Here is a 23,664-nt window from a genome sequence, read left to right as displayed (position 1 = left end):
CAACCTCAGAAAAAGTTCACTTGCGCGATTAAAGCCTAGATTTTTTCAAGCCTCATCAATTTTTTTCAAGTTTTGGCCTTTCTGCTCAGTTTTTTACACCCCTCGCCCACCCCGCAACATCAAGTTCAACTCATCCACCACCACCGCCCAGTCCGCATCGTCCAGAATCTCTTCACGCAAAAATGCCTTCTGGGCGTCGCTCCAAAAAAACGCATCCGCCAGTTTCAACTCCGGCTTGAGCGGCGAATGAGAGGCGACAAATTGCTCAATACTGACCGGGTCATCCGGCAGGCCAAGCTGTTTGAACAAAGCCGGCAAGGTGTGCAGTGGCGATTCCATGAAAGGCTCCTCATCAGTAGGTTCAAGTGAGTCTAGCGGCAGCCTTCGGGTTGCGGCGCCAGTGCGTTGCATAGCACGAACAGCCGCGCCCTGGCGCCACCGCCGTCCTGGCGACTGAGTTCGCGCCAGCCGTTGGGCAGTGGCGCGAATTCATCTGGGGCTTCGTTGCTGCTGATCAACCATACCCGCCGCGTTTGAGCTGGCAGTGCCGAGAGGCGGTCCAGATAGATGCGGCCACCGTCCTGGTCCACCAGCGTGCCGAAGCCATAAGCATTCGGGTGGGTCGCGGTGCCGTCGGGTTTGGGCGGCGTGAAGAGCTGCAGTTGGGCGTCGGTCTGGTCGTAATACACGTAGCTGAGGTACCACAGCATGTCGCTGAGGACGATGAGGTCGCCTTCCTGGTAGTTGCGATTGACGAACTCAACGGGCACGTTGAACTGGTCGTGTTCATCCACCTCGAAATTGTTCTTTAACCCCAGCAGTTCTACGCCCACAAACAGCGCGAACAGCGCCACGCCCAGCCAGGACAAACGGGACGGCAAACGGTCGATGGCAAGCGCCAGGACAATCGGCAGGCCCAACGCATACACCGTGAGGTAGCGCTCGATAAACACCGGCGAGATAAAAGACACGCCATAGACCAGCAGCAGCGGCAGCAGGCAAAACAGTGCCGGCAGGCGCGCCGCGGGGTTGCGCCAGGCCGCCAGTACAACCACCACGGCCAGCAGCAGGGGGAACAGCCAGAACAGCGGCGGCCACAGGCCGAGACCGTCATCCTGCAGCAGGAACTGCCAGACCATCGACGGCAGGGACAGCAGGTTGACCGGCTCTTCCCAACCAATGTCGCCGCCGACTTTGAGCTGTTCGACGTGCTGCACCAAATCCAGCAGGCTGGGCAGCCAGGGCAGATACAACAACACTATCGCCACGTTGGCCGCCCACCAGGCAGGCCGGGTGATCAAGCGCTGACCTGGCGCCTGCAACCCCAGGTACACCCAATGCACCAGCACGCACAGCGCGGTGAAGTAGTGGGTATAGAACCCGGCGCTCATCAACAGCACATACACGGCCAAATAGCGCGTGCGTTCGGGCTGCCTCACCCAGTACACCAGCGCCAGCGTGGCGCCCAGCAGCCACACGCCGAGCAGCGAATACATACGCACTTCCTGGCTGTAGCGCACCGCCGTGGGCAGTAGAGCCAGCAGGATCCCCGCCAGCACGGCTGCGCGTCGGGTGGACAGTTGCCGTGTCAGCCAGATGCCCAGGCCCACGACGGCCACGCCGGGGATCGCACTCAGGCTGCGAATCGAGCCGATGCTGTCGCCGAACACCTCGATCCAACCGCGCAGCAGCAAGAAGTACAGCGGTGGGTGCACATCATGGGCCGCGTGAAACCACAGGTCGGCCAGGGCGTATTCGCTGAGCAACAGGCTGGAACCTTCGTCGCCCCAGATCGCCGCCGAGGTGAGGTGGTAAAACCGCAGGGCCATGGCCAGCGCCAGGATCGGCACCCACCACAGGCGGCTGAGCCAGCCGGCACCTTCCCAGCTCAAGCGATGGACGGTCGGCAATGCTCCCACTTTTTCGTTTTGCTCTACCACAGACCGACGCACCTCAATTCCCCCAGCATGACCCTGCTTGCCTATGCGCAAACACCGCCACTCTAGGCCAAAAGCCCTGGCCTCGCCGCTGGAATCGGACAAATCAGCAATTTGTGTAGGCCTTCACCGAAGCGCTCGTCGGATCAGGCTATTATTGCCCCTTCTCCAAGGACTCAGGATCAAGGAAACGTTATGCGTATCGGTTTGCTGTCACCTCTGGCCCTGGCCCTGCTGGCCGGTTTTTCCCTACCGGCCCAGGCCAGTTCTGACGACTCGTGCTACCCCGACTGGCGGGTATCGCGTGACGGCTACGAGCCGTGCAGCAACCAAACGTTTCTCAGCCCTGGCAACGACAGCCGGGTGAACCTGCGCCTGTTGCTGGCCGACAAAAAAGCCGCGCCCCTGGCCCCCAATGCCTTGGGCGAAGACGACTTGGCGCAAGGCTTCGGCCCGGTGCCGTTTCCGGTGTATCGCCTGGTGCCGGTTCCGGCTACGGCTGAGGAGCCGGATAACAAGGCTGACGATTCGCGCACAGCCGAACTCGACACCCTGCTCCAGCCCCTGGGTATCAAGCGCGAGGAGTACACGACCGCAGGCCAGGCCTTCCTGAATGGCGAAGGCAGCCGTTGCCGCAGCAATGACGATGACAGCGCCACAGCGTTTATCAGCCAGGTGATCAAAGCCCAGATGCCGCCCGCCGAGCGCGATGTGTTGGTCAAAGCACGCCTGCAGTTGCTGACCACCTGTGACTGGAGCCGCCAGGTGGTGGACGCGCAACTGACCCCGTCGGCCAATGCTCAGTTGTTTCGTACCTATTTGCAGGCCGCCGGCGATTTCTACAGCGGGCGCTTCGATTACGCCGAGCGCGGGTTCGCCGCTGCCTCCACCAGCGATGTGCCATGGCTGAAGGAAACGGCGCTGTACATGACTGCGCGTACTTCACTGAATCAGGCCCAGGCCGAAGCCTTCGACGAATACGGCATGCCGCAACGCGAGCATGTGGATAAGTCGGCCTTGAGCGATGCCGAAGAAGGTTTTCTCAGTTACCTGAAACATTATCCACAGGGCGATTACGTCGCCTCCGCCCGTGGCCTGTTACGCCGTGTGCACTGGTTGGCGAACGACGACGCCAAGCTTGCCGAAGACTTCACCTGGCAATTTACCGAGGCCACCGACGCCCAGCGCAATGTGAGCGTGGACGAACTGGTGGAAGAGGCCGACCTCAAGTTACTGATGGTCGGCAACAAAGCGGCGAACAGCCCCATGCTGCAAGTAGTCAGCGACCTGATGGCGATGCGCGCCCACACCCCGCCGCTGTTGAGCCGCGAAGACCTGGATAAGCAAAAGGGTACCTTCGCCAATGAGCCAGCGCTGTTTGACTTCCTGCAAGCCAGCTACGCCCTGTACGTCGAACACCAACCCGACGCGGCCTTGAAACACCTGCCGGCGGATGTGCCGTCGAGCCTGGATTACTTCGCCTTCAGCCAACAGACCCTGCGCGCCCTGGCCCTGGAAGCCAAGCAGGACTGGAAAGGCGCCGAAGCCCTCTGGTTGCAACTGCTACCGCTGGCCAAGCAACCGCTGCAACGCGACCAACTGGAGCTGGCCCTGGCCATGAATTACGAGCGCAGCGGCCAATTGGCCAAGGTGTTCGCCGCCGACTCGCCGATCAGCGCCAAGCAAGTGCGCTACATCCTGCTGCGCAACGTCGCCGGCCCCGACCTGCTGCGCCAGCAGATCGCCAACGCCAGCGACCCGACCGAGCGCCAGAGTGCGCAATTCGTGCTGCTCTACAAAGATCTGCTGCGCGGCCAATACGCCACCTTCGCCGATGACCTCAAGCAGGCCTCGCTCTCTGACGACAAACTCGGCACCAGCCTGGGCTACACCTATACCAGCGGCCAGACCTTGAAGCTGTTCCAGTGGAATGGCGACAAGGCCGAATCCGGCTACGCCTGCCCAAGCATCGCGCAAACCGCCGCGACCTTGCAGGACGAGGCCAAAAACCCGCACGCCTTGAACTGCTTCGGCGAGTTCATCCTGCGCAATGGCCTGGACGGCATGCCCCTGGAACAACCCCGCGCCGCCGGCAGCCTGGGCAGCACCGCCTCGGACTTCAAGGGTGAAACCTTCTCGCGCCTGGACGGCTACAAACAGGTGATCGCCAACGCCAAGGCGCCGAAAACCGACAAGGCTTATGCGCTGTTCCGCGCCATCAATTGCTACGCGCCGGCCGGTTACAACAGCTGCGGCGGCGAAGACGTGGCGCCGGCGGTGCGCAAAGCCTGGTTCCGCCAACTCAAGAGCGGTTTTGCCGATACCCAGTGGGGCAAATCGCTGCAGTACTACTGGTGAAGCCGCTGTGGCTAGGCTTGCTGTTGCTGGCAAGCCCGGCCTTTGGCGCCGTTAACGCGGGCGACTACGACGCCTTCTGGCTGTGGAGCGGGGTCACGCCCCAGCCAGTGATCAAGCAGGCAAAAACCCTGTACATCCTGCAAGGCCAGATCAACGCCACCCGCCGTGCTCCCCAGCGCGGCGTACAACTGATCGCACAAGGCATGAGCGTGCCGCGCCTTACCCAAGGCCACGTCTGGGTGGTGTACCGCGCCCACACCCTGCGCTGGCCGGAACGGGTCTACACCCAGGTGCTGGGCCAGGTGCAACGCTGGCGAGACGCCGGCAACCCAGTGATCGGTATCCAGATCGACTTCGATGCTCGCACCCAATACCTGCACGAATATGCCGACTTCCTGCGCGACCTGCGCCAACGCCTGCCCGCCGACCTGCGCCTGAGCATCACCGGCCTGATGGACTGGAGCAGCAACGCCGACCCGGCCGCCATCGCCCAGCTCAAGGGCGTGGTGGATGAAGTGGTGGTGCAGACCTATCAAGGGCGTCACAGCATTCCCGATTACGCAGCATATTTGCCGCGGATGAATCGGCTGGGGGTGCCGTTCAAGATTGGTTTGATTCAGGGCGGAGAGTGGCAAGAGCCGGGGTATCTGCGGGGCAATGAGTGGTTTAGGGGGTATGTGGTGTTTTTGCAGAATCTTTGAAGTTTGCTAACACCTGTAGGAGCGAGCTTGCTCGCGAAAAACGTCAACGATATCGCGTGTTTCCTGATTGAACGCGGCGCCTGTGAGTTTTTCGCGAGCAAGCTCGCTCCTACAAAAAGCCATTAGGGATAAAGCCGGTTTTTTGAAGGTGGCCTTAGAAGTTTGGATGATATAAGTTACCTTTACCGCTTTAACGAGTGATATATCATGCAACAGACAGCCAAGCCCTACCCGCACAAAGGGTACATCTCAGAGAGAAGCGCTGAGCTGATGAGAGGTATCGGCAACGGTATCGAAATAGCCCGCATTCGTCGTCGGTTGAAAATCTCCACCCTATGCAGCCGGGCGGGCATTACACGGCAGACGTATCAGCGGCTGAGGAAGGGCGAGGCCGGCGTATCCCTCGGCGTGCTGATGAACGTGCTGAGCGCGATGGACTTGGAAGAAGGTATGGCGAGCATCGCGTCACCCGAGCTTGACCAGGTTGGGATTACCATGAGCCTCGCCCGTGAGCCTGAGCGAATTCGCACTGAAGGAGAACCCGATGTCCTGGAAGCCGATTGGTAATGCCTTTGTTTTTTCAGCTCACTTAGTCGGTGACCCGGTCCCTGTTGGCGAAGTGGCCATGCGTGGGAATGGATTCGTTTTTCGCTACGCCAACAGTTGGCTCGCACGGCCCGACGCATTTGCGATTGACCCGCTGAGTTTGCCACTGACCCCTAACCAGTATTCCTCGACACGCATGTTTGGTGTGCTCGACGATGCAACGCCCGACAATTGGGGCCGGCGTGTGCTGCTGGCGACCCACAAACAGCATCCACAAAACGAAGTTGAATGGCTGCTTGCCTCGCGGGGAGCAGGAGTGGGTTGCCTGCTGTTCAGTGCGTCAAGAAGTCAGCTGCCAACCCTGCACCAACCGCCGCGATTTGAAGACCTTGAGAAAATCATGGTGGGCCTTGATCGAGTGGAGAAGGGTGACGTCGACCTGCCTGCGGAAATCGCACGGTTATTCGAGTTTGGGAGTTCCATGGGCGGCGCCAGGCCGAAGGTCACCGTGACCCATGAAGGCAAGGAATGGATTGCTAAACTCGGCCGTAGCGACGATGTGTTCGACCAGCCACGGGCGGAATTGGCCAGCCTTCAAATGGCGGATGCTGCAGGTCTACCCGCAGCCGGGCACAAATTGGTAGAGGTGGCCGGCAAACCGGTGTTGATGGTCGAGCGTTTTGACCGACATGAAGGCGCTGGCCGCGAGCACTATGTCAGCTGCAACTCGTTGGTAAGCACTGAGAAGCCGAGAATGCGGGTTGATGCGGCTGACGGTGCCGTTTCATATTCCAGAATCGCCGACGTTTTGAAGAAGGTCAGCGATGATGCAACGTTGGATATGCGTGAGCTTTACAAGCGTATGGCTTTCAATGTGCTCATCGGCAATAGCGACGACCACCTGAAACAAACCGGGCTGCTGCTGACCAGCGCCTCGGGTTATTCCCTTGCGCCAGTATTTGACGTGTTGCCCCACCCTACCCAACTAGGCTTGCAGGCGCTCATCATCGGCAATGAAGGCCGGGTATCGTCTGTCAGTAATTTGCTGAGTACGCCTGAACGCTTTGGGTTGGGGGCGGATGAAGCAAGGTCCATCGTCACGGATATATATGCCGTTGTGCGAGAAGCCTCCGGCTTTTTCGAAGCGGCAGGCTGTAGCGGTGCCGAGGTACGCATGCTTTCCAATGTGTGTACACGATTTGCAGCGGACCTGGTGTAGGGCGGCAACAGAGCGCACCCTTGAAGGGTGCGCGCCGCAGCCAATATCACCTAAACGCTAAGTTACCAATCGTACGTCAGGCTCGACACCACCGTGCGTCCTTCCCCGTAGTAGCAATCCAAATCACTGGTGCACTGCGAGACGTAGGTCTTGTTGCTGAGGTTCTGCACGTTCATCGCCAGTTTCACGCCCTTGAGCTTGAGCGGCGAGGCGCCCAGGTCGTAGCTCAGGCTTGCATCGTAGACGCTGTAGGACGGCACATTAAAAGCGCCTTCGTAGTCGTCGCCCAGGCTTTGACGGGCATAACGCACGCCCAGGCCCGCGCCCAACCCTGCCAAGGGCGTGTCGCCGAGCACGGTGTAGTTGACCCACATCGAGGCGGTGAGTGGGGAGATGCCGGCCGGGTGGCGACCTTGGCGGCCATCGTTGTCCTTGGTGTATTTGACGTCATTGCGCGCAGCCGAGGCGACCACGTCCCAGGCATCGCTCAAGACGGCCTTGGCTTCCAGTTCAACACCTCGCGAGCGCAGGGCGCCGCTTTGGGTGCTGAAGGTGGTATCCACCGGGTTGGTGGTCAGCACGTTTTCCTGGTCCAGTTGGTACACAGAGGCCTGGATGAAGCTCTTCTGGCCCGGTGGCTGGAACTTCACGCCGACTTCGTACTGTTTGCCGGTGGACGGTTCGAAGGGTTTTCGGTTCGCATCGGTGCCGGCCAGCGGCAGGAAGGATTCCGAATAGCTGACGAAGGGCGACACGCCGTTATCGAACAGGTACACCAGGCCCGCACGGCCGGTGAACGCCTGGTCTTTGCTGGCAAAGCGGGTGTCCTGTATCGGCTCCTTGTTCACCACATTCGCCCAGTCGTAGCGGCCACCGAGTACCAGCACCCATTTATCCAGCTTGATCTGGTCCTGCAGATACAGGCCGGTCTGGGTAATGGTGCGGTCCCAGCGGTACGGTTGGCCGAAGTTCAAGGGCTGGCCGTACACCGGTTTGAACAGGTCGATGATCGGCGGGTTGCGGTCGTACAGGCCATGGAACTGCGAGTTGGAATGGTAGTAGTCCAGGCCAACGATGAAGGTGTGGGACAGTGCGCCCGTGTCGAATTCGGCCTGGGCGATGCTGTCCACGCCGAACACTTTGTTGGTCTGCGACCAGTCCACGCCGAAGCGCTGCAGGTAGCGCTGGTCCTGCACGCCGGTGTTGGGGTTGGCGACGAAGCGGTAGCCGTGCAATGGCGCGGTGTAGCGGTCGTCGACCTCGGCGTAACGGGCGTTTTGCTTGAGGGTCCAGATGTCGTTGAGGCGATGGGAAACTTCGTAGCCCAGCACGTATTGCTCGCGGTTGTACTGGTTGACGCCCGGCTCGCCGATAAACACATCGCGCTTGATCTTGCCGTTGGGGTTGTCCCACAGCGTGCCGGACGCCGGCAGGCCTTGGGCTTCGGGCACGCCTTTATCTTTCTGGTACTGGGCGAACAGGGTCAGGCTGGTGTCGTCGTTGGGGCGCCAGGTGAGGCTGGGGGCGATGAACTGGCGCTTGTTTTCGACGTAGTTGATTTCGTCTTGCGCGTCATTCGCCAGGCCGGTCAGGCGGTAGAGAAACTGCCCCTCCTCGTCCAGCGGGCCGCTCAGGTCGATGGCCGCGCTTTTGTGTTCGTAGGTGCCAGCTTCCAGTACCACTTGGTGTATCGGCGTTTCGCTGGGACGCTTGCTGACCATATTGACGATGCCGCCCGGCTGGTTCTGGCCGTAAAGCACGGACGCCGGGCCTTTGAGCACTTCGATGCGCTCCAGGGAATACGGTTCGATCTGCAACGCGCCCCCGGTGCTGCCACCGCCATAAGGCAGGTGCAGCCCGTCCAGGTACAGCGGCGTGGGCGAGAAGCCGCGTGACGTCGGCTCATCGAACAATTTGACTCGGTCGGCAAAGCCGCCGGCCGTCATGCCGGGGGTATAGAGCAGCGCCTGGGTGACACTCTGCGCTCCGCGCGCCTTGATCTCGGCGGCGGTGATCACGTTGATGGTCTGGGGGATTTCTACCAGCGCCGAGTCGGTCTTGCTGCCCGAGGCGCTGCGCTTGGCGACAATACCGTCCACCGGACCCCAGGCGCTTTCCTGCTCCTGCCGGCCACTGATCTGAGTCGCGCCCAACTGCAAGGCTGCGTCGCCGGAAAGGGCCTGCAACGACCAACCGCCCTGGGACTGCACCGCCGCCAAACCGCTGCCCGCCAGCAAGCGCTGCAACCCCGACCCTACGCCATAACGCCCTTTCAAGCCGGCGCTGCGCTTGCCGTCGGTGAGCGAAGCGTCAACCGACAGCAGGATGCCTGAGGCACTGGCGAAACGGTTCAACGCCTGGTCGAGGCTGCCCGCGGGAATGTCATAGCTGCGCAGCGCTTCGGTGCTTTCTTCGGCTTGAGCCATGCTCGGCAGTACAGGCGCCGTTGCCAGCAGGCCGGCAAACAGGCCACGACGCAGCGCGCGGGCCAAAGGTTGGATTGGGTGGTGCGACATGGCAGGACTCCCCGTGAGAACGCTTCTTGATTGGCTTTCAAGAGGTATCCCGAACGGGCCGCAGAAACCGACAAGCCCTGTACAAAGTATTTTCAGACCCGCGCCTTGATCGTTACCCAGTAACGGGTCACCGCCTGCACGTGCACGGGCAATGAACGCTCCAAGGCGGCGAGGATCGCGTCGGTGTCGTTCAGCGGGAACACGCCGGTCAACAGCAGGTTCGACACCGCCTGATCACAGCGCAACAGGCCCGGGCGGTAGCGACTCAGTTGCGCCACGAACTCACCCAACGGCTGGCGCTCGGCAACCAGACGGTGCTCGGTCCAACTGCTGGCATTGGCGCTCACCGTCGGCAACGCGGTGCTTTGGCGTGCGTTGAACCACAGGCTGTCCCCTGCCTGCATATGCACCGGCGTGCCCTGCAACGGCGTGACCCGCAGGCGACCTTCGTACAAATCCACACGGCTGCCGTCGGGCAATTCACGTACCGCAAAGCGCGTGCCCAACGCCTGTACATCACCGGCAGGCGTTTCTACGATCAACGGGCGCAAGGCGTCGTGGCCGCTGGTCAGCAAGACCTCGCCACGGATCAGCCGAATACGTCGTTCGGTAGCGCTGAAACGCAGGTCTACGGCGCTGTCACTGTTAAGGTCCAGTTGCGTGCCGTCGCTCAAGGTCATATGGCGAATTTCGCCCGTGGCGGTACGCAGCTCTGCAAAGGCCGCTTGCCAGGGCTCGCTGCGTTGCACCAGATAGCCGCTGCCACCGGCCACCAACAACAGGCCGAGCAGTTTGAGCGCGGCACGGCGTTGGGCGTCCGGGGTGTCGCGCAATACCGCGCGAGCGCTGTCGGCGGGTACGCCGCCCAGGGTGTGCTGCAGCTGCTGCAAGCGCTGCCAGGCGCGGCGGTGTTCCGGGTCAGCGGCCTGCCAGCGGGCAAACGCCTGGCGCTGCTCGCCCTTGAGCTCGCCGCCCCATTGCAGCATCAACCACTCGCTGGCTTGCTCGACAATCGCAGGGGCGATGGGCGCGTCGTGCTTCATTCTTCGTACACCACCTGGTAGCAGGCGACGATGGCCCGGGTCATGTACTTCTGCACGGAGCTGACGGTGACGCCCAGGCGTTCGGCGATTTGCGCATAGCTCAAGCCTTCGAACTGCGACAGCAAAAACGCACGGCGTACATTGTCGGGCATGCGGTCGAGCATGGCGTCGATCTGCATCAGGGTTTCGAGGATCAGCGCGCGGGTTTCCAGGGAAGGCGACTCGGGCTCGGGCAGGTGCGCGATGCTTTCCAGGTACGCACGCTCGATGCGCAGGCGGCGCCATTGGTCGATCACCAGGTTGCGGGCGATCTGCGCCAAGTAGCTGCGGCTTTCTTTGTCACCCGGGAAACGCCCGGCCACCAGCAGGCGCAGGAAGGTGTCCTGCGCCACATCGGCGGCCTGTTCGCGGTCGCCCAGGCGCTTGCGCAACCAGCCTTGCAGCCAGCCATGATGGTCGCGGTACAGGATGTGAAGCTGTTGCTGGCCGTCAGTCGCGATGCCCATGAAAAGCTCAGAAGTGTTATTGAGAGCAATTATCATTACATCTTATTTGGCGACTGACAAAAACTCTTTGTTGCTCAGCGCCCAGCGGTCTGCAACGGGTACACCGACTCCCACCCTCCTCCCAACGCTTTGTACAGCCCGACCATGGCCAATGACACGCCGGTGGAGCTCTCTACCCACTGCTCCTGGGTCGCCAGCAACGCGCTCTGCACGGTGAGTACGTTGACGAAATCCGCCACGCCTTCGACGTACTGGTGTTGGGCGGTGGTCAGCGCAATTTGGTTCTGGCGCACGGCTTCCGCGAGGCTGTCGCGGCGCAGTTGGCTGGCGTTGTAGCGGGTCAGTTGGTCGTCGATTTCATGCCAGGCACGCAGCACGATTTGCTGGTAGGCCAGGGCCGCTTCCTGTTGCTGGGCTTCACGTAAATCCAGCATGCCTTGCAGGCGTCCGCCGTTGAACAGCGGCAGGCTCAACTGTGGGCCGAAGGCAAAGGCGCGGGAACCCCAGGAGCCGAAATCCGAGAGTTGCATGGCTTGGGACCCCAGGCTGCCAGACAGGGTGATGCGCGGGTAGAAGTCACCCTTGGCCACGCCGATGCTGGCAGTGGCAGCGTGCAGGCGCGCTTCGGCCTGGCGGATGTCGGGGCGACGCTCAGCGAGTTCCGATGGCAGGCCGATCGCGACCTGGCGTTGGGTTTGCGGCACGGGTGCGTCTTTGGACAACTGCGCGTGCAAGGCCTGAGGCGGCTCGCCCATCAGCAGGCTCAGGGCGTTGATCAACTGGTCCTGGCGCTGCTGTAGATCCGGCAGGCGCGCTTCGATAGCCGCGACCTGGGCGGCGGCTTCGGCCACATCCAGGTCGGTGGCCACGCCGTCGGCCAACCGCAATTGCGAGAGCTTGAGGCTGTGGCGCGCTACGTCGAGGTTTTGCTCGGTGACAGCGCGGGTGTTTTGCACGCCGCGCAGTTGGATGTAGTCCTGGGCGGTCTCGGCCAGCACCGATAACAGCACGGCGCGACGGTCGTTTTCGGCGACTTCCAGCGTGGCGTCGGCGGCCTCGGTTTCACGCTTGACCCGGCCCCAGAAATCCAGCTCCCAAGAGGCCGAGAAGCCCATGTCCCATTGGTTGAAGGCCGAGCGGCCATTCTCGCCGGAAGGGTCGTTCAAGCCTTTGCCGCTGTTGCGCTTGCGCTGGTAGGCGCCGCCGGCATCGACGTTGGGGTAGCGCTCGGCCGTGGTCACCTGGCGGATGGCGCGGCTTTGTTGCAGGCGGCTGCTGGCCAGTTTCAGGTCGAGGTTATCGTTGAGGGCGCGGCGCGTAAGGGCCGAGAGCTGCTCATCGTGGAACACGTCCCACCAGCGTTCCTGCAAGGGGTCGCTGACGGCGCGGCTGGCGGCCTGGCGGCCCTGGGGTTCGCTCCACTGGCCGACGCGCGAGGCATCGGGCCGTTGGAAATCCGGGCCGACCGTGCAGGCGCTCAGGCTGATAAGGCTCAGGGTGAGCCAGGCGAGGTGTCTCATTGCTGGGCCACCTCACGCTGCTGCTCGACGGGCCGGGTATCGACGCTAGCTTCTACCGACATGCCCACGCGCAGGCGCTCGGTCAGTGGCTGGTTCGGCTCAAGCACGATCTTCACCGGAATACGCTGCACCACCTTGGTGAAGTTGCCGGTGGCGTTGTCGGGTTTGACCGAGGCGAAGGTCACACCCGTGGCTGGCGCAAGGCTTTCCAGATGGCCTTTGAGCAGTTCGCCGTCAAGGCTGTCGACGCTGACTTGCACCGCTTGCCCCGCGTGCATATGCGACAGTTGAGTCTCCTGGAAATTGGCCACCACATAGGCTTCAGAAAGCGGCACCACCGCAAGGATCTTGCTGCCCGGTGTCACGTAGGCGCCGACCCGTACCGCACGCTCACCGACCATGCCATCCACCGGTGCGACTATGCGCGTGTAAGACAGCTGATAACTGGCCATTTCCAGCGCGGCCTGGGCGCGTTTGAGCCCACCTTCGGCGGCATCACGTTGGGCGGTGAGGATCTCCACCTGCTTGCGTTCGGCGGCCAGCACGGCGGTGGATTTAGCCAGACGTGCAGTGGCCTGATCGATGCGTGTCTTGGCTTGCTGGGCGTTCTGCACGGTGCCCGCACCGACGCCGGCGAGGTGGTTGTAGCGGTTCAGTTCATGCTCGGCAAACGCCACTTCGGCGCGATCCGCTGCCACCGTAGCCTGGGCCTGGGCGATCACCGAGCTTTGGCGCTCCAGGGTCGCGCTGGCGTTTTTCAGCTGGGCCTGGGCGACCAGGGTGTCGGCATCGGCGGCCTGGGCGGCGGCGCGAAAATCGCGGTCGTCGATCAACGCCAGCAGTTGCCCGGCTTTGACACGCTGGTTGTCTTCTACCAGCACCTCCTTGATGAAGCCGGCAACGCGGGGAGCGACCAGGGTGAAATCAGCCGCGACGAAGGCGTCGTTGGTGGTCTGGTGCTTGCTGGCCAGTACGCCCGGCGCAACCAGGTAAACCAGCACGCCGACGGCAAATACAGCAATAACGGAGACGGCAATTTTGTCTTTGCGTTTCATGGAAAGTCCTTGTGGTCAGGCCGGAGCGCGAGGCGGATAGATCCGCGTGGGCATCCAGAAAATCAGCAGGATCAACGCCACCGCGACACCGGCCATGACGACGTAAAGATCCGAAGAGGTCAGCACCACGGTCTGCTCGTGCAAGCGGTGGGCGAGGCCCGGCGCGTCAGCGTCGGCAAGGGGCGAATTGCCCAGGCGGTCCACCAACATGGTTGAATGGAAATGCCCGCGCTGGGTGGTCAATGTATCCAGCACCGCAGTGGCGATCACAGCAGCCAGGCCCTTGACGGTGTTGAACCAGGCCGAGGCGAACGGCCCTTCGATGGGTTGAATACTGCCGGTGGACAGCATCAGCAGCGGCAACACGGCCATCGGCTGGCCGAAAATCTGCAGCAGGTACCAGCCATAAAAGTCGTCGCGAATCCACGCCGAGGTCAGGTGTGAACTGCCGAGGCAGCACAGCACCAACATACTCAGGCCAATGCCCAGCACCCAGCGGCAATCGACCCAGCGCAGGTTGCACAGCGCCGCCACCAGCGGCAGCGCGATCAACTGCGGCAACGCCATCAGCAGCATCACCGGTGCGGTCTGCAGCGGCCGGTAGCCCTGGACCTGGGCGAGGAAACTGGACGGGATGATGATCACCGAGGTCAGCACCATCAGCACGCCGGCCAGTACGATCAGGGCAAACGCCAGGTTGCGCAGGCCGAGCATCTGCAAGTTGAAGAAGGGCAGCGGCTGCGACCATTCGTTGAGCATGAACAGCACCAGCAACAGCGTGCCGCCACTCAGCAGGAAGGTAATCAGGCCCGACTCGAACCAGTCCAGGCGATTGCCTTGCAACAGGCCGATCACCAGCATGCAGATCGCCGGGAAGCCCAATAGCAACCCACGCCAGTTGAACTGCTTGAAACGTTCCAGGCGCAGCGGGTCTTGTGGCAAGCCGTAGGCCACGGCCGCCATGGCCAGCAGGCACGGCGCGACGATCTGCCAGAACGCCCACTGCCAGCCGACGTATTCGGTCCACAACGCCGCCAGCGGTGTGCCAAGGCTTGGACCGAAGGTGGCGGTGAGTGCGTAACCGGCCAACCCGTACAATTTGACGTTGGCTGGCAAGAAACGCAGCGCCACGGTCATCAACATCGGCGGCAGCGCGCCACCAGCCAAGCCTTGCACGGTGCGCAGCAGCAACAGGCTTTCGTAGTTGGGTGCGAACGGGCAGAGGATGCCCAGCACGGTGAACAAGCCGATGGCGCACAGGGTGAAACGACGCAGGGAAAACGTCACCGAGCACCACGGCGCGAAGGCCATGGCCGCCACGGAGGTGGCGGTGTAGGCGGCGACCAGCCAGGTGCCTTCGTCAAAGCCGATGTACAGCGCACCGCGGATATCGGCGAGGGCGACCTTGGTGACCATCTCGTTGAGACCCGAGACCAGTACCGCCAGCAATACGCCGAGCAGCCCGATGATGATGCGCGGGCCGAACACGGGTGGGCTCAGCGCCGTAGGTTTGGCTGCGGCCTGGACAGCGGGGGCAGCGAGGGACGTCATGAACAGGTAACTCGGAATGAGAAATACCCGAGCAGTTTAATCAGGCACTCTCATGACAAAAAGTTACTTGTTGGCAGGTTATAAGTGCGTCAGACGCAACTTTGAACATCAACACTGAACCCTGTGGGAGCTGGCTTGCCTGCGATAGCCATAAGTATTTACTCAACTTTCTGGACTGTAGCCGGTAGCAGCAGACGGTAACCACGATGCGAAGCGAGTCGCTCTTGATCTGCTTTTGATCTCAGGCGCCCCGTTAAACCACGCTGGCCGAACGCAGGCTTGAATTCGTGGGTAACCCGGCAGGACGCCGGGTTAGCCGCCCCGCGCCATGGATGGCGCGTGGCGGCGGCCCACGGATTCAAGCCTGTGTTCGGGCACACCGAGCCCAAGCGAGGTGCCGAGTGGTGGGGCAAGAGCGTTTTGCTTACTTTTGACTGGGCCGGCATTCCGGCTTTTCAAAAGTGAGCCGCCGTCAGGGCGGAACCCTAAGTGGCCGTTACCTAAATAAAGGATATGTACTCAAATCTCGGTCGGCGGTCAGGCCGCCTTCGCGAGCAAGCCCGCTCCCACATTGGGACTGAGGGGCATCAGGTAGATAGCCGCCGGTTGGCAGGCCGCCATCGCAGGCAAGCCAGCTCCCACATTGATTGCGTTCGCTTTATACCGGCTGGGCTTCTAGCCAGGTGGCATGACAGCTTTCGCGCATGGTTTCACGCAGCCATTTATGGGCCGGGTCTTTGTCGAAGCGTGGGTGCCAGGATTGCGCCAGGACCAGGGTTGGCAATGAAATCGGCAAGGCGAACGCGCGCAGTGGCAGGTTCAGACGTTTGGCGCTCAGGAGGGCTTCCTTGGGCACCGGCAGCAGCAGGTCGGAATCGGGCAGCATGAACATCGCACCGTGAAAGCCTGGGGCGATCATGGCCACACGGCGCTCCAGGCCTTGGGCATTCAACGCGGTATCGATGGGCCCACGGGCGATGCCGCGGCGCGAGATGCTGATGTGGGAGTAGCTGGCAAACCGCGCCGCCGTGATTTCTTCGTCGAACAGCGGGTGGTCTTGCCGTGCCAGGCCGACAAAGGTGGTGGAGAACAGGTTTTGCACCTTCACTTCCGGGCTGGCAGGCATGGTGTTGCTCACCCTCAAGTCCAAACGCCCTTCGCGCAGGGCTTCATCGTCGGTGTCGCCTTCGGGCACGAAGCGCAGCTCGCACAGCGGCGCCATGCGCTCCATGGTGTCGAACAGCCGCCCGCCATACACGCCGATGAAAAAGTCATTGGCGCGCACGCTGAAGCGGCGGCGCAAGGTGCTCAAATCGACTTGGTCCGCCGACCGGAACAGCAACGCAGCCTGCTCCACCACATTGCGCACCTGGCCTTGCAGCTCAAGCGCCTTGGGCGTCGGTACCAGGCCACGGCCGGCACGTACCAGGATCGGGTCACCGACCGCTTCGCGAATACGCGTGAGGGTACGGCTCATGGCGGCTGGGCTGAGGTTCATCCGCCGTGCGGCGCCCACCACACTGCCCTCATCGAGCAACGCGTCGAGGGCGACCAGCAGGTTCAAGTCCGGTAGTTGCATGCCAAGCACTCGTGGTCGATAGGGAGTGAACTGGGCGCAATCGTAGCAGCAATCAGACCGAACACGCAGGCACGTAAACGATTACTCGCGGGAATCGAAAGAGTACGGGGACGGCAAGGTGGCGGGTTTCGGGTTGTCGGGAAAACACTCGAGAATCGAAAAGTCTTCCGGCACCTCCGCACGTTTTAACACGTAAGCTTTCTTCTCCAACGAGAACTCCTGGAGCTTGGGAGCCAGCAGCACTCTACGCTGTTCAGGCCCCAGGAAAATTGCGCTGTACTGCCGGTCGTCGATACCTGCGCAACGAAACGTATCATTGAAGTCTGTCGTGTGAGCCGTACGGTACAAGATCTCGGCACGGCGCTCCGGCGACAAGTTGCTACTGATAAACAACGCACCAATACCGCAGGTAATCAGTGCAGTTATTGCTGGAACCACCACACCCCATTTTTCCTCGGCAGAGCTCGCGCTTTCGAAATAACTGCCCATACAGATCAGCACTAAAATACATGCAGTGATCAGCACGACACCGATACAAGGCCAAAACATCAGCTTGGCCATGTGAAGAGTTGTGCCAGCGATCATTGTCAAAGGAAAAGCGGATGCATCCACATGGAAAATTGCATTAACGTCGGCTACCGCCCGCAGCCGTCCTACGTAACCTAATGTGGCAAGCAAAAAGCCCCAGAAAATAACAGTGACTTTGAAGTCCTTGAAAAGCCGCTCGAGGACTTTTTCAATAAACGCCAGTACCACATAAAAACCTGTTGCCACCGAACAAGCCAGTAGTAAAAAAGCCGTGTCGGCTGACACGTAATTTTCCTTGATCAGCCCGGAAAAACCGAAAAGCATAAGTAGCGAAACGACGGAGATAATGGTCAACGTGTTCTTGTTTGATGCGTGCATAGCCCTGTTCCAACCACAAAGTTTTCTCGTTATCGCCATCGGCTGAAGTACTACAAGCTTTAGGGGCCGATGCCTGGCTAGAAAGGCGCATCCCCCTGAATTGTGGTACGGAACAATTTGCGCCGCAGGTGGCTTGGGCAACCGGCGGCCAGGTGGATCAGCGAGCGGTTGTCCCAGAACACCAGGTCGTGGGGCTGCCACTGATGACGGTAGATGTTTTCCGGCAGCACGCTGTGGGCATAGAGCTGGGCCAGCAGGTCACGGCTTTCGTCATCGGGCAGGCCGACGATACGGGTGGTGAAACCCTCGCTGACGAACAGCGCCTTGCGGCCGTTTTCCGGGTGGGTGCGCACAATGGGGTGCACCACTTCGACAACCTGGGCGAGCTGTTCCGGGGTAAGGGTTGGGCGCCAGTTGCCTTCGAATTTGGTTTCGCTGTAGCGCGCGGTGTAGGAGTGCGCGGCGCTGCGGCCTTCGACGGCATTGCGCAGGTGGCCGGGCAGTTGCTCCCAGGCTTTGTGCATGTCGGCGAACAGGGTGTCGCCGCCTTCAGAGGGCAATTCCTGGGCGTGCAGCATCGAGCCCAGGCTGGGCAGTTCTTTGTATGACAGGTCCGAATGCCAGAACTTGCCCGCATCCCCCAGGCCGATCGATTGGCCGTTCTCGATGATGTTGGAGACGATCAGGATTTCGGGGTGGTTGGCCAGCAGGAACTGTTTGAGCACATGGATCTGCAACACACCGAAACGGCGGCTGAAGGCGATCTGTTGTGCGGGGGTGATGCGTTGGTCGCGGAACACGATGACGTGGTGGTCCAGGTGCGCACGGTGGATGCGGGCGAAGTCCTGGTCGTTGACTGGGCGAGATAAGTCCAGGCCGATGATCTCGGCGCCGACACTGCCGGGGAAGGGGCGGATGTCGAAGGTTTGGGGGGCGGTGGTGGCAGACATTGGATTCATTCCCGGCGGACAGGGGAGTGAATTTATAGATATAAAGATGGAAGCTTAAATACCGTTAGCGCATATGGATATGGCGTTTGGTTTGAGCTGTAGGGCGATGCTGACGGCCTCATCGGGGGCAAGCCCCCTCCCACATTTTGATTTGTGAACACATTCAAATGTGGGAGCTGGCTTGCCTGCGATGAGGGCGGTACAGGCGCTGAAGATCAACGCTCGTGCAACGCCTCTGCCCGCGCCTTGATGATCGGTTTTAGCAGATAGCTGAGGATGCTTTTCTTGCCGGTGATGATATCCACCGAAGCGACCATGCCGGGGATGATCAGCAGCGGCTTTTCATCGGTGCCCAGATGGCTGCGGTCAGTGCGCAGGGTGATCATGTAGTAGGTGGTCTTCTTGTCTTCATCGGTGATGGTGTCGGCACCGATGCGTTCGAGCTTGGCTTTCAGCCCGCCGTAGATGGTGTAGTCATAGGCGGTGAACTTGACCACCGCTTCCTGCCCAGGGTGCAGGAAGGCGATGTCTTGCGGGCGGATCTTGGCTTCTACCAGCAAGGTGTCGTTCAGCGGCACGATTTCGACCATGTCGCTGCCAGGCTGGATCACACCGCCAACGGTGTTGACCAGCAACTGCTTGACGATCCCGCGCACTGGTGAGGTGACCAGGGTGCGGCTGACCCGGTCTTCCAACGCGCGCCCAGTGGACTCGGCCTTGTTCAGTTCAGTACGGGCTTCGTTGAGTTGGGTCAGGGCTTCGCTGCGGAACTTGCCGCGGGTTTCATCGATCTTGCGTTGCACTTCCTTGATCGCCGATTCCGCACGCGGGATCGCCAGGGTGGTGGCGTCCAACTGCCCACGGGTTTCCATTTCGGCGCGCTTGAGGCGCAGCACTTCTACCGGCGACACCGCGCCCTGGGCCACCAGCGGCTCGGACATGTTGATTTCCTGGCGTTGCAGGGACAACTGGCTGCGGTATTGGCCCTGCTTGGAGGTGAACTCGCGCAGTTCCTGTTGGCGCTGGACGAGTTGCTCCTGCAAGCCGCCGACTTCGTCTTTCAACTGCTGGCGGCGGCTTTCATACAAGGAGCGCTCGTTGGCGGCCTGGCTCGGCGCGGCCTTGAGCACGTCGTCGGGGATGTTCAGCGGGCGGTCATCCACCTGCGCGCTCAAACGCTCGACGCGCAGCTGCATGGCCAGGCGCAGGGCTTCGGTTTCGCCGGCGTTGGAGACAAACCGCGTGTCGTCGAGACGAATCAACGGCGCGCCGGCCTCTACGATCTGGCCTTCCTTGACGTACAGCTCGGCGACGATACCGCCTTCCAGGTTCTGGATTTTCTGCAATTTGGACGACGGAATCGCCTTGCCATCGCCACGGGTCACTTCGTCGATCTGGGAGAAACCGGCCCACACCACCAGGAATATAAAGAACGCGATAATCGCCCAGATGGTCAGGCGGATCACCCGCGGCGCATCTTCGATCAGCGCCTTGTTGACCTCGGGTAGCGGCTGGCCCTGCAGCGAATCGGAGCCTTTGAAGTAGTGGCCGACCGCACTCTTGATGGAGTTAAGCAACACTGATCTGCCCCTTCTTCAACGCTTCCATGACCACGGCTTTCGGGCCGTCCGCGAGAATCTGCCCACGGTCGACCACCAACAGGCGGTCCACCAGCGAGAGCAGTGAGGCTCGGTGCGTGACCAGCACCACGGTCTTGTTTTGCACCACGGCTTGCAGGCGTTGTTTCAAGCGTTCTTCACCGGTGTTGTCCATGGCGCTGGTGGGTTCGTCCAGCAACAGCATGGGCGGGTTGAGCAGCAGCGCACGGGCCAGGGCAACGTTCTGGCGCTGGCCGCCGGACAGGTTCTGCCCACGCTCGCCGACTTGCAGTTCGTAGCCTTGGGGATGCAGGCGGGCAAATTCGTGCACGCCAGCCAGTTCGGCAGCTTGCAGGACCATTTCATCCTCGACGTAGCGCGCACCGGATACCAGGTTGTCGCGCAGGGTGCCGGCCAGCAATTGAATGTCTTGGGCGACATAACCGATGTTGTGACGCAACTCGCTCACGTCGATCTGGCGCACGTCCACGCCGTCCACCAGCAAAGAGCCGGAGTCGGGCTGGTAAAGGCCGACGATCAGCTTGGCCAGGGAGCTTTTGCCTGAGCCGCTGCGGCCGATGATGCCGATTTTTTCCCCTGGCTTGATCACCAGGTTGATGTTTTTCAGCGCCGGGTTCTGCTGGTTCGGGTAAGTGAAGTTCAGGCCCCGGCACTCGATGGCGCCTTGCAGGGTGCGACGGCTCATGGGGCGCTCTTCGAAATTGCGCTCCTGGGGCAGCTCCATCATCTGGTCCACCGAGGTCATGGTGACCTTGGCTTGCTGGTAGCGCGTCAGCAGGCCCGACAACGAGGCCAGCGGGCTCAAGGCACGGCCACTGAGCATGTAGCAGGCAATCAGGCCGCCCATGCTGAGGTTGCCGTCGATGATCTGGTACACGCCGAACACGATCATGATTACGCCAGCCAGTTGCTGGATCAGCAGCGTCATGTTCATCGACAGGCCCGACAGCAACTTCACCCGCAGCTCAAGCCGGCTCAGGGTGCCGATGGTCTGTTCCCAGCCGTACTGACGCTCGCTCTCGGCGTTGTTGACCTTGACCGCATCGAGCCCGGCGAGGGTTTCGATCAGGCTCGACTGGCGCTCGGCGGCCAGCGCCATGGTGCGCTCCATGGTCGCGACCAGGGGCTTCTGCAAGGCGTAGCCAATGCCCAGGGCCAGCGGGAATGCCAACACCGGAATCCACACCAGGTGCCCGCCGAGGATGGCGATGACCAGGAAGATCAGCAGCGTAAACGGCAGGTCGATCAGGCTGGTGAGGGTCAAAGACGCGAGGAAGTCGCGCAGGCTTTGAAACTCGTGGATGTTCTGCGCGAAGCTGCCGACCCGCGCCGGGCGGTACTTCATGGACATGCCGACGATACGCTCGAACAACGTGGCCGAGATGATCAGGTCGGTTTTTTTACCGGCCAGGTCCAGGCACAGGCTGCGCAGGCTTTTGAGGATCAGGTCGAACAGGTAGGCACCGCAGATGCCCACGGCCAGCACCCACAGGGTGGCGGTGGCCTGGTTCGGCACGACGCGGTCGTACACGTTCATCACGAACAGCGGCGCGGCCATGGCGATGATGTTGATCAGGAAGCTGGCGGCGATGGCGTCGGTGTAGAGCCAGCGCGAACGCATGAGGGTGTCACGGAACCACGAGCGCGCCCGTGGAATCAGGCTGCCGTGGTTGACGTCGAATTTGTGTTGCGGCTGTGCAAAGAAGACTTTGCCGATGTAGTCGTCGGCCAATGCTTCGCGCTTGATCAGCACTTCACCGCCGTCGCTTTCACTGAGCAGGATCCGCGCTTGATCTTCGCCCTGCCAGCCGACCAGCACGGTACTGCGACCGTCCTTGAGCAACAGCAGCGCCGGCAATGCAATGGTCGGGATCTGATCCAGCTTGCGTTGCAGCAGCCGGCCTTGCAGCCCGGCCCGCGCAGCGGCACGCGACAGCAACTCGGCACTCAAACGTTGCGAAGGCAGCGGCAGGCCGGTGGTGAGCATGGCCGCACTGGCCGGTTTCTGATGCAGGGCGCAGAGCGCCAACAACCCGTCGAGTAACGGGTCATCGTGCAGTGCGCGTGGATCATGACTGAGATGAACTCGACTGACTTCAGGTTCCACGCGGCGCACTCTCGACTAACAGATGGGGCTATTGGGTGGCTCAATTCATCCCAGGCAGTTGGACTTTAGGTTTCACGTCGTTCTGCACGACGGAGGCCATTGGTGCAACCACTCCCTGGCTCTTGAGCAATTCGCCCATGGTCGCCTTGATTCGGTACTGAGTAAATAACTGAATGTTCTTGATTTCTTCCAGGCGGCGGGAAGCAGTGAACAATTCATTCTCGCTGTCGAGCAAATCCAACAGAGTACGTTGACCAAGGCTGAACTGTTGCTGGTAGGACGTGCGTACGCGGGTGCTGTGATCCACGTACTGCTGGGCGACCGGCAATTGCGCGTTAGCGTTGTTCAGGGCGTTCCAAGCCAAGCCTAGCTCTTCATTGAGTTGGCGCAAGGCGTTGTTGCGGATGTCGAGCGCCTGGTTGGCCTGGTAGGACTTCGATTGCAGGTCGGCCTTGTTGCTGCCACCGGCGAACAGGTTGAAGCGCATGCGCACCATGGCTTCCCAGCCATTGCTGTGGTTGGGATCACCGGAGACGTTGTTGTCGGCGTTGGTGCCCAGTTCAGCGTCAAAGCGCGGATAGAACGTGGATTTGGCAGCGTCGTACTGCTTCTCGGCGGCAGAGATATCCGACTCGGCCGAACGCAGCACCGGGCTGTTGTCGAGCATCTGACGGCGCGCTTCGTTCAGGTCGGCTGGCAGCATGGCCATGAACGGGGCCGGACGCTCGAGTTCGTCGGGCATCTGGCCGACGGCGCTGAGGTAGTTGACCTGCGCGTCGGCCAGGTTGGTCTGCTCGGTGATCAAGTTGTTGCGGGCCTGAGCCAGGCGCGCTTCGGCCTGGTCCTGGTCGGCACCGTTGCCGACGCCACGCTGGGTGCGCAACTTGATCTGATCGTAGATGCGCTCGTGGTTGCGCAGGTTGTCTTCGGCCAGGCGCACGAACTCACGGCGGGTCAATACTTCCAGGTAAACCTGGGCAACGGTCAGCGCAGTGCGCTCGGAAGTCCCCAGCAAGGAGTAAGCGCGGGAATTAACGTTGGCTTGTTGACGCCCGACTTCGCTGGAGGTAGCAAAACCGTCAAAAATCATTTGCTGCAGGCGCAGGCTGGATTCGCCGCGGTTAAGCGTGTCCCAGTGATTGCCGCCAGGGTTGTTGGCGCGGGTGGTGGCGTTGTCGGTTCCTTGGCGGCCGTAACCGGCGTTCAAGTCGACACGCGGCAGGTAGCCACCTTGTGCGGCGCGCAATTGGTAATCGGCGGCGATGCGGCTGTTAACACCCGCCTGAATTTCCGGGTGTACGTCCAATGCCTGTTGCATGGCTTGGGGCAGTGTCTGGGCTTGTACGAAACTGGCGGCGAGAGCGAACGGTATTGCCTTGAACAGGTGCAGACGCATTTAAAATTTCCCCAAGACTTCTTGTCTTAAATCACAGCGATTGGCACCGCTGCGTCGGATAATGGCTACCGTAATGACCGTACGTCGGAAAGTTCAAAAAGCGGAACTGCTTCACACATGTAGGACGGTTCGCCGCATAAATATCAATGTGACAT

At 61.2% G+C, this 23,664-nt stretch carries 18 protein-coding genes; 4 read left to right on the top strand and 14 right to left on the bottom strand.

Annotation, left to right across the window (positions count from 1 at the left end):
- Positions 1-93: 93 nt before the first annotated feature.
- Together N2A98_RS00735 and N2A98_RS00730 are read right to left on the bottom strand one after the other, a co-directional pair.
- Positions 94-339: a DUF2789 domain-containing protein gene (locus N2A98_RS00735; protein WP_153475426.1), complete on the bottom strand. Its 246-nt coding sequence runs from the start codon at positions 337-339 to the stop codon at positions 94-96.
- Positions 340-371: 32 nt separating this feature from the next.
- Complete coding sequence (locus tag N2A98_RS00730; RefSeq protein ID WP_275622883.1) at positions 372-1,952, bottom strand: glycosyltransferase family 39 protein; 1,581 nt, start codon at positions 1,950-1,952, stop codon at positions 372-374.
- Between the two features lie 180 nt (positions 1,953-2,132).
- Between N2A98_RS00730 and N2A98_RS00725 the strand changes: the two genes are divergently transcribed.
- From N2A98_RS00725 to N2A98_RS00710, 4 genes are all read left to right on the top strand, one after another.
- On the top strand, positions 2,133-4,295 hold the full coding sequence (locus N2A98_RS00725; protein WP_275622882.1) for an outer membrane assembly lipoprotein YfiO: 2,163 nt from the start codon (positions 2,133-2,135) through the stop codon (positions 4,293-4,295).
- Positions 4,292-4,996: a DUF3142 domain-containing protein gene (locus tag N2A98_RS00720; RefSeq protein ID WP_047712284.1), complete on the top strand. Its 705-nt coding sequence runs from the start codon at positions 4,292-4,294 to the stop codon at positions 4,994-4,996. Before N2A98_RS00725 ends, N2A98_RS00720 begins: the two co-directional genes overlap by 4 nt.
- Before the next feature lie 207 nt (positions 4,997-5,203).
- Positions 5,204-5,563, top strand: coding sequence for a helix-turn-helix transcriptional regulator (locus N2A98_RS00715; protein ID WP_044270372.1), 360 nt, complete (start codon positions 5,204-5,206; stop codon positions 5,561-5,563).
- A complete protein-coding gene (locus N2A98_RS00710) occupies positions 5,541-6,761 on the top strand; it encodes a type II toxin-antitoxin system HipA family toxin (RefSeq protein WP_275622881.1) in 1,221 nt (406 codons plus the stop codon). Before N2A98_RS00715 ends, N2A98_RS00710 begins: the two co-directional genes overlap by 23 nt.
- Positions 6,762-6,823: 62 nt before the next feature.
- Here the strand turns inward: N2A98_RS00710 and N2A98_RS00705 are convergent, their stop codons facing one another.
- The 12 genes from N2A98_RS00705 to N2A98_RS00650 all read right to left on the bottom strand — a co-directional run bounded on the left by N2A98_RS00705 (position 6,824) and on the right by N2A98_RS00650 (position 23,509).
- On the bottom strand, positions 6,824-9,277 hold the full coding sequence (locus N2A98_RS00705; RefSeq protein ID WP_078802249.1) for a TonB-dependent siderophore receptor: 2,454 nt from the start codon (positions 9,275-9,277) through the stop codon (positions 6,824-6,826).
- Between the two features lie 92 nt (positions 9,278-9,369).
- Entirely contained in the window at positions 9,370-10,320 is a 951-nt protein-coding gene (locus N2A98_RS00700; protein ID WP_275622880.1) for a FecR domain-containing protein, read from the bottom strand.
- Complete coding sequence (locus N2A98_RS00695) at positions 10,317-10,826, bottom strand: sigma-70 family RNA polymerase sigma factor (protein ID WP_019819531.1); 510 nt, start codon at positions 10,824-10,826, stop codon at positions 10,317-10,319. Before N2A98_RS00695 ends, N2A98_RS00700 begins: the two co-directional genes overlap by 4 nt.
- Positions 10,827-10,900: 74 nt before the next feature.
- The gene (locus N2A98_RS00690) at positions 10,901-12,346 is read right to left on the bottom strand and encodes an efflux transporter outer membrane subunit (RefSeq protein ID WP_047712280.1); all 1,446 of its coding nucleotides are present in this window, start codon (positions 12,344-12,346) and stop codon (positions 10,901-10,903) included.
- Positions 12,343-13,401 (bottom strand): HlyD family secretion protein, encoded by a 1,059-nt coding sequence (locus N2A98_RS00685; RefSeq protein WP_125969287.1) that lies wholly within the window; start codon positions 13,399-13,401, stop codon positions 12,343-12,345. The genes N2A98_RS00690 and N2A98_RS00685 overlap by 4 nt, the downstream gene beginning before the upstream one ends.
- Positions 13,402-13,416: 15 nt before the next feature.
- Entirely contained in the window at positions 13,417-14,952 is a 1,536-nt protein-coding gene (locus N2A98_RS00680) for an MFS transporter (RefSeq protein WP_047712278.1), read from the bottom strand.
- Positions 14,953-15,610: 658 nt separating this feature from the next.
- The gene (locus tag N2A98_RS00675; protein WP_275622879.1) at positions 15,611-16,531 is read right to left on the bottom strand and encodes a LysR family transcriptional regulator; all 921 of its coding nucleotides are present in this window, start codon (positions 16,529-16,531) and stop codon (positions 15,611-15,613) included.
- Positions 16,532-16,612: 81 nt separating this feature from the next.
- Positions 16,613-17,437 (bottom strand): hypothetical protein, encoded by an 825-nt coding sequence (locus tag N2A98_RS00670; protein ID WP_078467201.1) that lies wholly within the window; start codon positions 17,435-17,437, stop codon positions 16,613-16,615.
- 77 nt (positions 17,438-17,514) lie between these two features.
- Positions 17,515-18,387: a TauD/TfdA family dioxygenase gene (locus tag N2A98_RS00665; RefSeq protein ID WP_078467202.1), complete on the bottom strand. Its 873-nt coding sequence runs from the start codon at positions 18,385-18,387 to the stop codon at positions 17,515-17,517.
- A gap of 215 nt (positions 18,388-18,602) precedes the next feature.
- Positions 18,603-19,967 carry an HlyD family type I secretion periplasmic adaptor subunit gene (locus tag N2A98_RS00660; RefSeq protein ID WP_275622878.1) on the bottom strand — a complete coding sequence of 455 codons (1,365 nt, stop codon included), beginning with the start codon at positions 19,965-19,967 and terminating at the stop codon, positions 18,603-18,605.
- Positions 19,957-22,113 carry a type I secretion system permease/ATPase gene (locus N2A98_RS00655; protein WP_003187441.1) on the bottom strand — a complete coding sequence of 719 codons (2,157 nt, stop codon included), beginning with the start codon at positions 22,111-22,113 and terminating at the stop codon, positions 19,957-19,959. The genes N2A98_RS00660 and N2A98_RS00655 overlap by 11 nt, the downstream gene beginning before the upstream one ends.
- A 40-nt stretch (positions 22,114-22,153) precedes the next feature.
- Positions 22,154-23,509: a TolC family outer membrane protein gene (locus N2A98_RS00650; protein WP_032894249.1), complete on the bottom strand. Its 1,356-nt coding sequence runs from the start codon at positions 23,507-23,509 to the stop codon at positions 22,154-22,156.
- Positions 23,510-23,664: the final 155 nt, after the last annotated feature.

Source organism: Pseudomonas sp. FJ2-5-13 (assembly GCF_029201605.1).
Classification (GTDB): domain Bacteria; phylum Pseudomonadota; class Gammaproteobacteria; order Pseudomonadales; family Pseudomonadaceae; genus Aquipseudomonas; species Aquipseudomonas lactis.
Note: the sequence above shows the minus strand (reverse complement) of the source record. Positions and strands in the feature narration are given on the sequence as shown.

Excerpts from the sequence above, each read along its gene's own strand:
- N2A98_RS00735 (WP_153475426.1), bottom strand. The coding sequence starts at position 339 with ATGGAATCGCCACTGCACACCTTGCCGGCTTTGTTCAAACAGCTTGGC.
- N2A98_RS00725 (WP_275622882.1), top strand. The coding sequence starts at position 2,133 with ATGCGTATCGGTTTGCTGTCACCTCTGGCCCTGGCCCTGCTGGCCGGT.
- N2A98_RS00715 (WP_044270372.1), top strand. The coding sequence starts at position 5,204 with ATGCAACAGACAGCCAAGCCCTACCCGCACAAAGGGTACATCTCAGAG.
- N2A98_RS00710 (WP_275622881.1), top strand. The coding sequence starts at position 5,541 with ATGTCCTGGAAGCCGATTGGTAATGCCTTTGTTTTTTCAGCTCACTTA.
- N2A98_RS00705 (WP_078802249.1), bottom strand. The coding sequence starts at position 9,277 with ATGTCGCACCACCCAATCCAACCTTTGGCCCGCGCGCTGCGTCGTGGC.
- N2A98_RS00700 (WP_275622880.1), bottom strand. The coding sequence starts at position 10,320 with ATGAAGCACGACGCGCCCATCGCCCCTGCGATTGTCGAGCAAGCCAGC.
- N2A98_RS00695 (WP_019819531.1), bottom strand. The coding sequence starts at position 10,826 with ATGGGCATCGCGACTGACGGCCAGCAACAGCTTCACATCCTGTACCGC.
- N2A98_RS00690 (WP_047712280.1), bottom strand. The coding sequence starts at position 12,346 with ATGAGACACCTCGCCTGGCTCACCCTGAGCCTTATCAGCCTGAGCGCC.
- N2A98_RS00685 (WP_125969287.1), bottom strand. The coding sequence starts at position 13,401 with ATGAAACGCAAAGACAAAATTGCCGTCTCCGTTATTGCTGTATTTGCC.
- N2A98_RS00680 (WP_047712278.1), bottom strand. The coding sequence starts at position 14,952 with ATGACGTCCCTCGCTGCCCCCGCTGTCCAGGCCGCAGCCAAACCTACG.
- N2A98_RS00675 (WP_275622879.1), bottom strand. The coding sequence starts at position 16,531 with ATGCAACTACCGGACTTGAACCTGCTGGTCGCCCTCGACGCGTTGCTC.
- N2A98_RS00670 (WP_078467201.1), bottom strand. The coding sequence starts at position 17,437 with ATGCACGCATCAAACAAGAACACGTTGACCATTATCTCCGTCGTTTCG.
- N2A98_RS00665 (WP_078467202.1), bottom strand. The coding sequence starts at position 18,387 with ATGTCTGCCACCACCGCCCCCCAAACCTTCGACATCCGCCCCTTCCCC.
- N2A98_RS00650 (WP_032894249.1), bottom strand. The coding sequence starts at position 23,509 with ATGCGTCTGCACCTGTTCAAGGCAATACCGTTCGCTCTCGCCGCCAGT.